Below are 13,292 nucleotides of genomic sequence, written 5' to 3'. Positions count from 1 at the left end.
AGTCGATAACATGGAAGCGATTAGACCGATCCGGCGGGAACTTCCGTATGCCGCCAAGCCGAAACGCCGCCTGTCCGCCGGCATGGTGCTGCTGTATATTTTTCTGATCGGGTTTGCCATCATCTGTATCATCCCGTTTTATCTCATGCTGATCTACTCCAGCCACAGCAATGCCGACATCGCCTCATCGTTCATCTTTCTGCCGGGGAAGGATCTGTGGGCGAACTACAGCAACATGGCCGCAAAAATCAACATTTGGCGGGGATTCATGAACAGCTTCTTCATTGCGGGGTCCACGACGGTGCTGTCCCTGTACATCGGGGCGCTGACGGCCTACGGCTTCGCCAAATTCCGGTTTAAAGGCAACAAGCAGCTGTTCTTCGCTCTGCTGGCCACGATGATGGTGCCCGGGCAGCTGGCCCTGATTGGGGTATACCGGCTGTTCAGCACATTCGGCCTGCTCGACAGCTACGCGGCTATCATTCTGCCGGCGGCAGCGAACGCCTTTAACGTCTTTTTCATCAAGCAATTTATCGACGGAAGCATTCCGGACGAAATCATCGAATCGTCGCGGGTCGACGGTGCGGGCGAGTTCCGGACATTCAACCAGATCATCCTGCCGATTCTGGGTCCTGCGGTTTCCGCACTCGGCATCTTCACGTTCATCGGCTCCTGGAACAACTTCCTCGGCCCGCTCGTCCTGTTCTTCTCGCAGAGCAAATATCCGCTGCCGGTACTGGTCGCGCTCGTGCAGGGTTATTACGGGATGGACTACGGTCTGTTGTACCTGGGTGTGGCGATTTCCATCGTGCCGATCATCATCGTGTTTGCGGTCTTTTCCAAGCAGATCATCGGGAGCGTGGCGATTGGAGCCGTTAAAGGGTAACGCTGCGTCTGTCATATGAATAATCTCGGGATGATGTAACGGCAACAAGGCTTTGGCATGGCACGGTTCTTGGGGGAAGACCCTGGGAACCGTTTTTTTTGTAGTGAGTTCCCGTACGTGGCAAGCGGGCGGATTCTGGTCACTGGGGATGGACTTTTTTAGGTGTTTATCAACCATGCCCCCACATGGTAAACTAGAATATACACAATCAACAGATATTTAGACATTCGGCATTGAGAGGAAGGATACAAAGTGCGAAACTATTTGGAGCTGCTGCAGGACATACTGGAACACGGTACCCCCAAGGAGGACCGGACCGGAACCGGCACGATTTCCGTCTTCGGACGACAGCTGCGGTTCGATCTGTCCCAGGGGTTCCCGCTGGTGACGACGAAGCGCATCCATTTGAAATCGGTCGTCCATGAGCTGCTGTGGTTTTTGAGCGGCGATACGAATATCCGGTACCTGAAAGAAAACGGCGTTTCCATATGGGACGAGTGGGCTGACGAGAACGGGGATTTGGGACCGGTGTACGGCTCTCAGTGGCGGAACTGGGAGGCACCGGACGGCACCCATATCGACCAGATTGCGAATGTGATCGAATCGATCAAGCGGAATCCGGATTCCCGCAGACATATCGTGAGCGCATGGAATGTGGCGGAGATTGAGAACATGAAGCTTCCTCCTTGCCATTTCGTATTCCAATTCTATGTGGCCGGGGGCAAATTGTCCTGCATGCTGACGATGCGTTCGGTCGACACGTTCCTCGGTCTGCCGTTTAATATTGCCAGCTACGCGCTGCTGACGCACATGGTAGCCCAGCAGTGCGGGCTAGAAGTCGGCGAATTCATTTGGTCCGGCGGCGACGTGCATATTTATTCAAACCATTTGGAGCAAGTCAAAACCCAGCTGGAGCGCGAGCCATTCGAGCTGCCTCAGCTTGTGATCAAACGGAAGCCCGAATCGATTTTCGACTATAAGTTCGAGGATTTCGAGTTCGTGAATTATCAGCATCATCCAGGCATTAAGGCGCCGGTCGCCATCTAGCCGGCTTTCATTTTATGTTGAAGGGAGCTTTTTGACCATGACAATGACGTTTATCTGGGCCATGGGCTCAAACGGAGTAATAGGGCGGGACAACAAGCTTCCTTGGCGGCTTCCGCGGGATATGGCTTTTTTCAAGGAAAAGACGATGGGCAAAACGGTCCTCATGGGCCGCAAAACGTGGGAATCCTTCGGCGGTAAGCCGCTGCCTGGACGCGACAACGTCGTCCTGACCCGCGACCCGGATTACGAGGCACCGGGAGCCCAGATCATTCATACGATAGAAGAAGCGGTTGAGCTCGGCAAGAATAAAGAGATCATGGTGATCGGAGGAGCCGAAATTTACTATAAGCTGCTTCCGGTAGCGGACTGCCTGATCGTCACCCGGATCGACGAGACGTTTGAAGGCGACACCTACTTCCCTGAAGTAGACTTCGGGGACTGGATTCTGCAAGAAGAGATCGAAGGGATCACGGATGAGAAAAACCCGTATTCCTACCGTTTCTGCACCTATATCCGCAAAAGTTAACCGAAATTCATGTTATCATGACATGTGATCTCGATGTGAAATAGTACAAATAATTATGCGGATAATCCATTTAATATTCAAAGTTTCAAATGATACTATAATTGAAATATCTATGTAGAATGAACTTGAGCGTATGATGCTCTAACACGAAAGCTGCGCCGTGGTCAGGGGATAATACATGCACAGGCTCGGGTTCAATCTATCTACGTGTCGTTAATGTGATAGATAGGAAGTAACTTTCAACAAGATAGAAAAGAACGGATGGGGGAAAATGCGTCATGTCAACACCAACAGGCTTTATGGAGTACAGCCGCCAGCTTCCGGCGGATCGCGATCCTGCAGAGCGGATTAAGGATTGGGAAGAGTTCCATAAACATATGTCCGAAGAAGAACTGCGCACCCAGGGCGCACGCTGTATGGATTGCGGAACACCTTACTGTCATACGGGAATCGATATGGCTGGAGGCACCTCGGGCTGCCCGGTCAACAATTTGATTCCGGAATGGAACAACCTCATCTACCGCGGCTTGTGGAGAGAAGCGCTGGAGCGCCTGCATAAAACGAACAACTTTCCGGAGTTCACCGGCCGGATTTGTCCTGCTCCATGCGAAGGCTCTTGTACCGTCGGCCTGATCGGCCAGCCGGTAACGATCAAGACGATCGAGCAGGCCATTATTGATAAAGGATTTGAAGAAGGATGGGTTGTGCCGAACCCACCGGAGAAACGTACAGGCAAACGCGTGGCGGTCGTGGGCTCGGGCCCGGCAGGACTGGCCGCGGCAGCACAGCTGAACAAAGCGGGCCACAGCGTGACGGTGTACGAGCGTGCGGACCGCATCGGCGGCCTGCTGATGTACGGCATCCCGTCGATGAAGCTCGACAAATCCGTCGTTCAGCGCCGTGTGGACCTGCTCGCAGCGGAAGGCATCCAGTTTATTACGAATACCGAAATCGGCAAGGACATTCCTGCACAGCAGCTCGTTGACGACTACGATGCAGTCGTGTTGTGCGGCGGAGCTACCAAACCGCGCGAATTCAACATTGAAGGCAGCGATCTGAACGGGGTTCATTATGCCATGACGTACTTGAACGGTACGATCAAGAGCTTCCTGGACTCGGGTCTTGCCGACGGGAACTACATTTCCGCAGAAGGCAAAGACGTCATCGTGATCGGCGGCGGCGACACCGGTTCGGACTGCGTCGCAACAGCACTTCGTCATGGCTGTGCAAGCGTAACGCAGTTTGGCACCCATGAGAAGGCACCGCTGGAGCGCGATCCGATCAACAACCCTTGGCCGCAGTTCCCGAACGTATACACACTGGATTACGCCCAGGAAGAAGCGAAAGCGGTCTTCGGCAGCGATCCGCGCGAATTTTCCATCATGACTACCAAATTTGTGGGTGATGACGAAGGAAACCTCCAAGAGCTGCACACCGTTCAAATTCAGCGGATGGTGGACGAAACCGGGCGTAAAATCTACCAGCCGATTCCGGGAACGGAGCGGGTATTCAAAGCGCAAATGGCGCTGATCGCCATCGGTTTCGACGGACCGGAGCAGACGATTACCGAACAGCTCGGCCTTGAAACGGACCGCCGCTCGAACGTAAAGGCGCGGAAGGGTAAATACAACACAAACGTGGACAAAGTTTTCGCAGCCGGCGACATGCGCCGCGGCCAAAGCTTGGTCGTATGGGCCATCAACGAAGGCCGCGAAGCTGCCCGTGAAGTGGACAAATATTTGATGGGCTCGACAGTGCTGGTATAAGATCGTCGGCTCATAATCCGGGTATGATAGGACAGCAGCTCCGCATTGTTGGCGGGGCTGCTGTTTTTTCTGTATCAGGTCAAATACCGATGTAAGTTAGGAGGCAGCAATCGATGGGACAAATAACGGCTTATCTGGAAGAGGATCATGATTATTTGGTAGAGTTGTGGTACCGGGCGGTTCGTGAGACGCATGCTTTTTTAACCGAGGCAGATATCGCGTTTTACCGCCGGATTGTAGACGAGCAGGCGCTGAAGCACGTGGAGGTGTGGGTGGAAAAGGATGACAGCGGCGTCCCCTTGGGCTTCATTGGGCTGGACGGCAGTATGGTGGAAATGCTGTTCGTCGATCCCGACCGGCATGGACAAGGCATCGGCACCCGTTTACTCCGGTATGCGGAGCAGCTGAAGGGAAGCCGGCTGCGGGTCGACGTCAACGAGCAGAACGATGGGGCATACGCGTTTTATCAGCGGTATGGATTTGTACGGACGGGACGGTCCGAGCTGGACGGCTCCGGACGGCCGTTCCCGCTCCTGCATTTGGAGCTGAAACGGTAAACGGGCAGGCTCAACCTGCCTCTTTAAAAACATCAAGCTCTCCTAAGGTCAGGGATTATCAAATCGGGAGCTGCTGATACATATTTAAGTTAATAAATGCATCCGAAGTGAGGGCTCCCTTTTCATGGAGCTTCGCCGGGTGCTTTTTCCGCTTTGGCTTTTTGGAAATAATCAAACCACAAGCCTTTAATGTATTCTACCGGATCGATCAGTCCTTCTTCGATGCACAGCTCGACCAGCAAGTGAACCCCGAAGAACTGCCGCCGGTTTCGGTCATGGATACTCGATAATGCCTCCAGCGTCACCTTCTTCGCTTTTTCAACGCTGTGCTGCTCGACGCCATGCACAATTTCTTTCATGTTTTCCAGCACATAAACCGTCTTCCTTAATGTGCGGATCAGCAAAATTTGCCGGACATGCGTGGGGGTAAACAGCCTGTACCCGTTTTCGGGATCCCGTTCCGGCTGGATCAGCCCTTCTTTTTCCCAATGCCGGATCGCCGAGGGCTGCACATCCGTAAGCTCAGCTGCTTCGCCGATCGTCATGCGGCCCTTCAATCGTTTGCCAGAGACAAGCGGCAGTTCGGGATTCTGGAGTAAGGCTAGGGTTTGTTCGGCAACCGTTTTTTCATGCTGGAGACGAGCCTGCTCCTGATTGACGAGCCAGAAGGCTCCGTCCATGTCACGCTGTTGAATCAAGCGAAGCACTTCAGAGGTAATCCCGACGCCGAATCCTGAGAACATAGCCCGCAGGCAGCGGAAATAGGCCAGGTGCAGCTGCGTGTACAGGCGGTACCCGTTATCCGACCGCTCCGGCTCGGGGACGACCCCCCAAGATTCATAGTGGCGCAGGGCGCTTGTGCTGATATACAATTCCCTGGCGATTTCGATCGGCTTATAATAACGCATTTCCCTTCCCCCTTATGCGCTTGGACTATCTTCACTCCCCCAAGGATAACATGCCGGCAAACACTGCACAAAAAGCTTTAAGTGACATGATAATGTTCTGTTGCAGGGTTACTGTGATTTCAAGCGAAAATTTAAGCCTGCCTTCCCATTTGCATGAGTGTTATAAAATTTGGGTGTAAGTTGAATTTCAATCGCAAGTAGGAGGTAGAACATGGAACAAGAAGCAGCCGTTGACGTGCGTGGGCTAAGGAAAGCTTACGGCAATGAGGATGTTCTGAAGGGATTGGACCTGCGGGTTGAGCAGGGAACCGTGTACGGCGTACTCGGCCCCAACGGGGCAGGCAAGACGACGCTGATCAGCATATTGTCCACGCTGCTCGCGCCGGATTCCGGTTCGGTCCGGATCTTTGGACTCGACGTCGTGCGGGAAGCCGATGCCGTGCGCCGAAGGATTGGGCTCACCGGGCAATTCGCCGCGGTGGACGAGGGGATGAGCGGCCGCGATAATTTGGTCCTCTTCGGCAGGCTGGCGGGTTATTCCGCCAAAACGGCCAAAGTGCGGGCCGAACAGCTGCTGGATGCATTTGGCCTGACCGATGCGGCCGGGCGTTCGGCCGGAAAGTATTCGGGGGGCATGCGGAGGAGGCTGGATATTGCTGCGGCGATGCTCGTCGCCCCGGACCTTCTGTTTTTGGACGAACCGACGACCGGTCTGGATCCGCGGAGCCGCAGCGAAGTGTGGGATATCGTGCGCGCTTTGGTGGACCATGGCACAACCGTGGTGTTGACGACCCAGTATCTGGAGGAAGCGGACCAGCTTGCGGACCGCGTGGCAGTGATCGGCGAGGGCGCCGTCATCGCCGAAGGAACGCCCGCCGAACTAAAGGCTTCCATCGGCTCAGGCTCGATTCAAATCCGGCTGGCCGACCCGAAGCAGCGGGGAGAAGCCGAGCAGGTCCTGCGGCGCGTGCTTCAAACAGAAGCCAGGCTTCATGCGAATCCCGCCGAACTGTCGGCTCAAGTCTCCGATCCGCGGCAGGCTGCACTGGCGCTGACGGAACTGAGTGAGGCAGGCATTTATACGCACCAATATTCGCTTGGAGAGCCTAGTCTTGATGAGGTTTTTCTCACGCTGACCGGCAGGAGCGCTCAAGCAGAACCTTTGAAGGAGGAGAACCGATGAGTGAACCACAGTCCAGAATGCTGGCCGCCCTGAACCTGAGGGAGCGTCCGCCGCGGCCGAGCGGGCCGCAGGCGGTAATGACCTTTATTTGGCGCTCATGGCGGAAAACGAGCGGCAACGCGGCATATTTAGCGATCGATTCGATCATTTTCCCGGCGGTCTTTCTGCTGATCTTTACGTATTTGTTCGGCGGCGCCATCTCCGGATCAACGGGAAATTACCTGCAGTATCTGCTGCCGGGCATGATGGTGTATACCGTCACCACCATGACGGTGTACATCGGCATCAATCTCAAAACAGATATCGAACGCGGTGTCTTCAACCGATTCCGAACGCTTCCGTTCTGGCAGCCCGCTGCGATCATCGGCACGATGGCCATCAACCTCATCTCCTTCGCCGTGGGACTCATCACGACGTTAGGGCTCGGAATGCTGCTCGGATTCCGCCCGGAAGCGGGATGGTCTGGGGTGCTGCTGTCCATGCTGCTCGTCATGCTTTATGCTTTCAGTTTCAGCTGGATCTTTGCCTGCCTGGGACTGACCGTACGGAAAACCGAGTCGCTCACGACAATGTCCTATCTCGTGTTGTATCCACTCATGTTTACGAGCAACGTGTTTGCCGATACGTCCACCATGCCGGATTGGCTGGGTCCGGTCGTTGCTTACAACCCTGTCAGCCTGGCTTCTTCATCGGCCCGGGCATTGATGCACGGTACGGCGGATACGGCTGCCCTGACCACCACGCTGATAAGCTTGGGATGTATCATTGCCGTGTTTATGCCGCTTGCATTTCAGCTTTACCGCAAAAAAAGCAAATGACCGAAACCAAAGAAAACATCGCCAGGGAATGGCGACGCTTTGGTTGTAACCCTCCTTGATCCTTGGAGCGGGAAGCCCGCCGCTAAGAGATGACTCTCCAAAGGCTTTCCCGCTTGCATTGAAAAACGGGCCTCCCGTATGCTATCATAATTTAGAGTCAATTCTATCAGAACGTGGAAGTTATCCATGAATAAACCGGCCGGGAGCAGCTATTCTCGGCCTTTTTCCATGCGGGGAGCGAATGATTGTTGAAAACTCTAGTCATAGCAGAAAAACCGGATATGGGGCGCAACATTGCCGCGGTTATTGAGCCGAGGGCGAAGAATGCCCGTTCCTATCTGGAGGGGGAGCAGTATATTATTACCTGGGCCATCGGACATCTCGTCGGTTTGGCAGAGCCGGATGCCTATGATGACCGGTACAAGAAATGGAACTTTCGTGATCTGCCAATTATGCCCGACCAATTCAAAATCGTGCCGCATTATAAAACGAAAGACCAGCTGAAAACGATCGGGGAGCTGGCAAAACGCTGCGACCGGATCGTTAATGCCTGCGACGCGGGGCGGGAGGGGCAGTACATCTTTGCGCTGATTCAGCAGCAGCTGAAGCTGAAGCAGCCCGTCCGGCGGCTGTGGATTTCGGACCTGACCGCGGAGAGCATCGCCCAGGGCTTCAGGGAGCTGCGCGCCGCCGAGGAGTTCGAAAATTTGACGCAGGCCGCCAGGGCCCGCAGCGAGGCCGACTGGCTTATCGGCATGAACGCGACCCGGGCGTTTACGACCAAGCATAACACCCTGCTGTCCGTCGGACGGGTTCAGACGCCCGTACTGGCGCTCATTTATGACCGGCAGAAGGAAATCGAGTCGTTTGAATCGCTGACGTATTACGAGGTGAAGGCTCATTTTCGTCAAGAGGCGCTGGAGTACACGGGAACGTGGCAGGGGGACCGGCTGACCTCCAAGGAGAAGGCCGAGGCGATTGCCGCCAGGGTCAAAGGGAAGGAAGGCAAAATCGCCAAATACGAAGTCAAAGATACGAAGGAGTATCCTTTTAAGCTGTATGACTTGACGCTGCTGCAGCGGGACGCAAACGCCAAGTTCGGCTTCTCCGCGAAGAAGACGCTGGACATCGCGCAGGCATTGTATGAACGGCATAAGGTAATTTCATATCCGCGGACCAACTCCAATTACGTCAATGAGCAAAATATTGAAGGGATGCATAAGGCGCTGCATATGCTGAAATCCACTTCATATAAGGAACAGGCTGAAGGGGCCAACGCATCCCTGGTACACAAGAACAACAAGGCGATCTGCAATCCGGAGAAGGTCGAGGATCACCATGCCATCCTGCCGACGCTTAAGCGGCCCGGCCAGCTGGGCAAGGAGGAACAGCAACTGTACGACCTGATCATTCTGCGGTTTTTGTCCCAGTTCTATCCGCCCGCCTTGTACAAGCAGCATACAGTCCTGACCGAAGTAGAGGGGGACCTGTTCAAAACGAACGTGAAGGAGCTGCTGTCGCTGGGATGGAAGGTGCTGATGCCGAGCACCGATAAGAGCGGGAAGAAAACGAAATCCGCAAAGCAGGAGGAAGAGGAAGAAAATCTGGAGTGGAATGACCGGGCTTTCGATCTGGATCCCGAGAAGCCGGTGAAATGCGGCAAGAGCGAAGCCAAAGAGAAAGCTACGCAGCCGCCGAAGAGCTATACGGAGGGCACCCTGCTGAAGGCGATGGAAAGCGCGGGCCGGACGATTGAAAACGACGAGCTGCGGGACGCGATGAAGGACAGCGGTCTCGGCACGCCGGCCACCCGGGCGGCGACGATCGAACGGCTGAAGAAGGTCGGATATATCGCTATGCAGGGCAAAAAGATCACGATTACCCAGAAGGGCAGGACGGCGGTCGAGCTCATTCGCCAGGCAGGCGTTGAGCTGCTGACTTCTCCCGAGATGACCGGACAATGGGAGCGGCGTCTGCATCAAATATCCAAGGGCGAGGCAGCCTCGGTTAAATTTATGGACAATGTCCGCAAATTTACGGTCTCCATCATCGAGAAGGTTGGTGTCCAGCAGGCGGCGCCATCTTCGCTCTTCGGTACGGATCAGGAGCAGGGCCGGGGAAAGCCGCGCTCAAGGTCGGCGGCAGGGAAGGGCAAACGGGGTACAGGAACCGCTTCGCGAACGGCCCGCACGGAAACGGCCGCTGCTGCCGCGCCCCCCGCACCGCCGGGGGAACGGCTGACACATGGGCCATGTCCGCGGCCGGGCTGCCACGGCCAGATAATCGAAGGCAAAAAGGGTTACGGCTGTACCGCATTCAAAGACGGATGCGGATTTGTGATCTGGAAGGAGTTCTCCGGCAAAAAAATCAGCGCCAACATGCTGAAATCGCTGCTGGCTTCCGGCCGTACGCAGCTGCTGTCCTTCAGCGGAACCGGGGGACCGTATAAAGCGCGGATCGTGCTGCAGGATCGAAGTTCCGGTAAGCTGAACATCGAGCGTTCGACTTAAAACAAACCAAAAAGAACGGACCCTGGCGGGCCCGCTCTTTTTTTGCCTATTTTGTACCGAGGCGGCACATTCACTGTCTCAAGGCGTTTGCAGAAGTTACGATGCTCTTGCTGTGGATAACCTCGGGAACTTCCTCGATGCTTGTGACCGTGTAAAGGGAGCTGTCCGGCTTCTTCTGCAGCTCCACCATGTTATAAATCCATTCGTTCTGCTGTTTGATATAGATGCTATGGATTCCTGCCGATAATGCCGGCATCACATCGGTGCGCAGGGAGTTGCCGATCATCCAGGTGGAAGGACGGTAGAAGCCGCCCTGCTTCAGGATGTTCTCCAGCGTCGCTTCGTTTTTGTGCTGCGTAATGTAGATCCGGTCGTCAAAGTACTGGCTCAGCTTCATCTGGTCAATCTTCCGCTGTTGTATCGCCGTTTCTCCGCCGGTGTACAGGTACAGATGATGTCCCTGTGATTTCAGCGAATCCAGCGTCTCTACCATGCCCGGATAGGGCTCCACTTCCTGCTCGTACACGCTCAAGCCGAGCTCCATCAGCTGTTTTTCTTCGTCCGGCTGAACGGGGCGGTTAAACTTGCGGCTGAAGAAGCGGTATGTTTCGATCAGCGATTTGGGGAAGATGCCGCTGCTGAAGCCAGCTTGGCTGACGGCCGCAACGTCGATCTCGATCTGCTTGCTGCGAATCTCTTCTGTCTTGATCTGGTGGGGCTCAAACCATTGTTGTACCCATTCAAAAAACTCCCCGAGGACGATGCCGAAATACTTGTTGCAGTGGATCAGCGTGTCATCCAGATCGAACAGAATATGCTGCTCAGTTGCTTTCACGTTAGGTCACTCCTTAAAGACGGATGTAGGACTCCAGAAACATCTGAAGCTCCGCCGCTCCGTCCGGACGAATGCTGAATTTCTCGGTGTTGAAGGAACCCAAATGGATGCGCAGCAGACCCGCTACCCTGAGGATCATCAAATGGTGCTTAAGCAGCTCCTGGGTCTGGTTCAGATCCCGCATCATATCGTCCAGGGAACGCGGCTTCTCCGCCGCATACCGCAGCAGGCGCAGCCGCTTCGGATCAGCCAGCGCATGCGTCATGCGCAGCAGGCAGGTCGGCGGCTCATCCTCCTGTTCTTCAGGGACGTCAACAGGATACTGGATCAGCATCATTTTCCGGTAAAAGCAGTAAGCGTTGATCGGGCGGTTGTGAACGGTCGGGAATAACACGATGGTTTCCAGCCCGGGAACATCTTCAACCACCAGTCCGCCGGAAGCGTACTCTACCAGGCTTTGAGGCTCCATCTTGGTCAGCAGCATGCGCTTCTCCTCCGCATCCTCTTCGATCAGCGGGATAATGGCGGGTTCCTCATGCTTGAAATAATGCTCATACCATAACTCGAGCAGCGGTGTATATGAATCACGAATTCGTTCAGCTTCCTTTACGGTTAAAGAAGGCAGGTAAGGGGAGGCGGCTTGGTACAGCACCTCTGCCGGCGTTTCATGCAGGCAATCCAAAAAGGCGCGGACGGTATCGCCGTTTGCGCGGTGAATCGCCCAGGCATACAGCACGTCGTAATCGTCGAATGGCCAAGCTGCGGCCGGGCCTAAGGCGGACGTCACTTCAGGTGGAAGCTTGCCGCTCACTTCACCGATCCATTCGGGCCCGATGTCGAGGTTGCGAATCCATTTCTTCGAAATGTACACCATAAAGCTGCTAAGCAGCTCGTAAATCGGTGAAACGTCAACCTTTACTTCATAGTTCATGAAACCAATAACCTCCTATGAAATCTGTGCGCTCATTCCATTATGGCTTGTTGATAGCAGGGTTGTCCACTATAATGTTCAGGGAGTTTGAACGGATTTGCACTCAAGGAGGATATTTTCATTGTCAACACAGAACGACAGCAATCGCGGATTATCTATTCATTACCTCATTCTGATCACCGTGATCGTTGCGGCAGGGCTCAGTCAGGGGCTGCTGCTGCCGGTCCTGTCCATATTTTTGGAGCAAATGGGCGTATCGTCTTCCGTCAACGGATTAAACGCAGCCGCCCTGTACGTCGGATCGTTCGCCATGACGCTTGTCGCCGAGCGGACGCTGGGCGCGCTTGGCTTTAAGAAGCTGGTGAGCGCCGGCCTCGTGCTCGTGCTCGTCTCCGTCATATTGTTTCCGCTTGTGCCGAGCGTGAAAGTGTGGTTTGTCTTAAGGCTGCTCGTCGGCATCGGAGACAGCGCCGTTCATTATGCTGCCCAATTATGGGTGCTGATGGTCACGCCGGCCGAATACCGGGGCCGAAACCTCTCGCTGTACGGCATGTCGTATGGCCTGGGATTCAGCTTCGGGCCGCTGGGTATCCAGCTCCTGAAGTATGGAAATGCGGTGCCCTTCATCGTGCTGGCGCTGCTGATGCTGCTCGTGCTTGTGCTGGTCTGGGCGAAGCTGCCCGATTTCCGCCCGGAGCGGACGGAAGGGGAGGCGCAGCCTCCGCGGCGCTTCCGCCGAAGCTATGCACTCGCCTGGTACGCCCTTCTACCCGCATTGCTGTACGGGTACATGGAAGCCGGGATTAACAGCAATTTTCCGGTCTACGGGCTACGAACAGGGATGGGCGAGTCCCAGATCGCGTTCCTGCTTCCGTTCATCGGCATCGGCGGATTGATTCTGCAGCTGCCGCTCGGCATGCTGAGCGACCGCTTCGGCCGCAAAAACGTGCTTATCGCCTGCGGCCTCATCGGCGGCGCCGCTTTTATGGCCGTGCCGCTGGCAGGAACGGCGACAGCCTGGCTCGTTCTGCTCCTGTGCCTGGCGGGGGGCATGGTCGGCTCGTTTTTTTCGCTGGGCCTGGCCTACGCGGCGGATATTCTCCCGAAGGCGCTGCTTCCCGCAGCGAATGTCGTCGCATCCTTTCATTTTAATATAGGCAGCATCGCCGGGCCGAACATCGGGGGGATCCTGATGCAGTATGGGTGGAACGGAGGCGTGTTCGTTGTGATGGGCCTCGCCTTCGCCTTATTCGGCGCCGTCGGCACCGCCTTTCGGACTTCGGGTGGACGCAGTCAGGAGCCGCTATAGAATAGTTTTTCCCAAA

The 13,292-nt window shown here is 55.2% G+C and carries 12 protein-coding genes; 9 read left to right on the top strand and 3 right to left on the bottom strand.

The annotated features are described in order from the left end of the window. Positions 1 to 10: 10 nt before the first annotated feature. From MKY74_RS24405 to MKY74_RS24385, 5 genes are all read left to right on the top strand, one after another. On the top strand, positions 11 to 886 hold the full coding sequence (locus MKY74_RS24405; protein ID WP_084203934.1) for a carbohydrate ABC transporter permease: 876 nt from the start codon (positions 11 to 13) through the stop codon (positions 884 to 886). Between the two features lie 252 nt (positions 887 to 1,138). Beyond that, positions 1,139 to 1,933: a thymidylate synthase gene (gene thyA, locus MKY74_RS24400; protein WP_076171348.1), complete on the top strand. Its 795-nt coding sequence runs from the start codon at positions 1,139 to 1,141 to the stop codon at positions 1,931 to 1,933. A gap of 37 nt (positions 1,934 to 1,970) precedes the next feature. Further along, a complete protein-coding gene (locus MKY74_RS24395; RefSeq protein WP_076171350.1) occupies positions 1,971 to 2,459 on the top strand; it encodes a dihydrofolate reductase in 489 nt (162 codons plus the stop codon). A gap of 278 nt (positions 2,460 to 2,737) precedes the next feature. Beyond that, on the top strand, positions 2,738 to 4,225 hold the full coding sequence (locus tag MKY74_RS24390) for a glutamate synthase subunit beta (RefSeq protein ID WP_076171352.1): 1,488 nt from the start codon (positions 2,738 to 2,740) through the stop codon (positions 4,223 to 4,225). Positions 4,226 to 4,338: 113 nt separating this feature from the next. After that, positions 4,339 to 4,782 (top strand): GNAT family N-acetyltransferase, encoded by a 444-nt coding sequence (locus MKY74_RS24385; RefSeq protein WP_076171354.1) that lies wholly within the window; start codon positions 4,339 to 4,341, stop codon positions 4,780 to 4,782. 122 nt (positions 4,783 to 4,904) lie between these two features. Here the strand turns inward: MKY74_RS24385 and MKY74_RS24380 are convergent, their stop codons facing one another. Next, entirely contained in the window at positions 4,905 to 5,690 is a 786-nt protein-coding gene (locus tag MKY74_RS24380; protein WP_076171356.1) for a TioE family transcriptional regulator, read from the bottom strand. A gap of 211 nt (positions 5,691 to 5,901) precedes the next feature. Between MKY74_RS24380 and MKY74_RS24375 the strand changes: the two genes are divergently transcribed. The 3 genes from MKY74_RS24375 (at position 5,902) to MKY74_RS24365 (ending at position 10,201) form a co-directional block, all read left to right on the top strand. Next, positions 5,902 to 6,873, top strand: coding sequence for an ATP-binding cassette domain-containing protein (locus tag MKY74_RS24375; protein WP_076171358.1), 972 nt, complete (start codon positions 5,902 to 5,904; stop codon positions 6,871 to 6,873). After that, entirely contained in the window at positions 6,870 to 7,691 is an 822-nt protein-coding gene (locus MKY74_RS24370; protein WP_076171360.1) for an ABC transporter permease, read from the top strand. Before MKY74_RS24375 ends, MKY74_RS24370 begins: the two co-directional genes overlap by 4 nt. Positions 7,692 to 7,939: 248 nt before the next feature. Then, positions 7,940 to 10,201, top strand: coding sequence for a type IA DNA topoisomerase (locus tag MKY74_RS24365; protein ID WP_076171362.1), 2,262 nt, complete (start codon positions 7,940 to 7,942; stop codon positions 10,199 to 10,201). A gap of 70 nt (positions 10,202 to 10,271) precedes the next feature. Here MKY74_RS24365 and MKY74_RS24360 read toward each other — a convergent pair whose 3' ends face one another. Further along, a complete protein-coding gene (locus MKY74_RS24360) occupies positions 10,272 to 11,036 on the bottom strand; it encodes an HAD family hydrolase (protein ID WP_076171364.1) in 765 nt (254 codons plus the stop codon). Positions 11,037 to 11,049: 13 nt separating this feature from the next. Next, on the bottom strand, positions 11,050 to 11,967 hold the full coding sequence (locus tag MKY74_RS24355) for an ArsR/SmtB family transcription factor (RefSeq protein WP_076171367.1): 918 nt from the start codon (positions 11,965 to 11,967) through the stop codon (positions 11,050 to 11,052). Between the two features lie 121 nt (positions 11,968 to 12,088). Between MKY74_RS24355 and MKY74_RS24350 the strand changes: the two genes are divergently transcribed. Continuing rightward, the gene (locus MKY74_RS24350) at positions 12,089 to 13,276 is read left to right on the top strand and encodes an MFS transporter (RefSeq protein ID WP_208629328.1); all 1,188 of its coding nucleotides are present in this window, start codon (positions 12,089 to 12,091) and stop codon (positions 13,274 to 13,276) included. The last annotated feature ends 16 nt before the right edge of the window (positions 13,277 to 13,292 follow it).

The sequence above is a fragment of the Paenibacillus sp. FSL R5-0378 genome, assembly GCF_038009285.1.
Classification (GTDB): domain Bacteria; phylum Bacillota; class Bacilli; order Paenibacillales; family Paenibacillaceae; genus Paenibacillus_AQ; species Paenibacillus_AQ favisporus.
Note: the sequence above shows the minus strand (reverse complement) of the source record. Positions and strands in the feature narration are given on the sequence as shown.

What these genes read in the sequence shown, in the direction of transcription:
- MKY74_RS24370 (WP_076171360.1), top strand. Translation starts at nt 6,870, where the DNA reads ATGAGTGAACCACAGTCCAGAATGCTGGCCGCCCTGAACCTGAGGGAG.
- MKY74_RS24375 (WP_076171358.1), top strand. Translation starts at nt 5,902, where the DNA reads ATGGAACAAGAAGCAGCCGTTGACGTGCGTGGGCTAAGGAAAGCTTAC.
- MKY74_RS24390 (WP_076171352.1), top strand. Translation starts at nt 2,738, where the DNA reads ATGTCAACACCAACAGGCTTTATGGAGTACAGCCGCCAGCTTCCGGCG.
- MKY74_RS24405 (WP_084203934.1), top strand. Translation starts at nt 11, where the DNA reads ATGGAAGCGATTAGACCGATCCGGCGGGAACTTCCGTATGCCGCCAAG.
- MKY74_RS24385 (WP_076171354.1), top strand. Translation starts at nt 4,339, where the DNA reads ATGGGACAAATAACGGCTTATCTGGAAGAGGATCATGATTATTTGGTA.
- MKY74_RS24355 (WP_076171367.1), bottom strand. Translation starts at nt 11,967, where the DNA reads ATGAACTATGAAGTAAAGGTTGACGTTTCACCGATTTACGAGCTGCTT.
- MKY74_RS24395 (WP_076171350.1), top strand. Translation starts at nt 1,971, where the DNA reads ATGACAATGACGTTTATCTGGGCCATGGGCTCAAACGGAGTAATAGGG.
- MKY74_RS24380 (WP_076171356.1), bottom strand. Translation starts at nt 5,690, where the DNA reads ATGCGTTATTATAAGCCGATCGAAATCGCCAGGGAATTGTATATCAGC.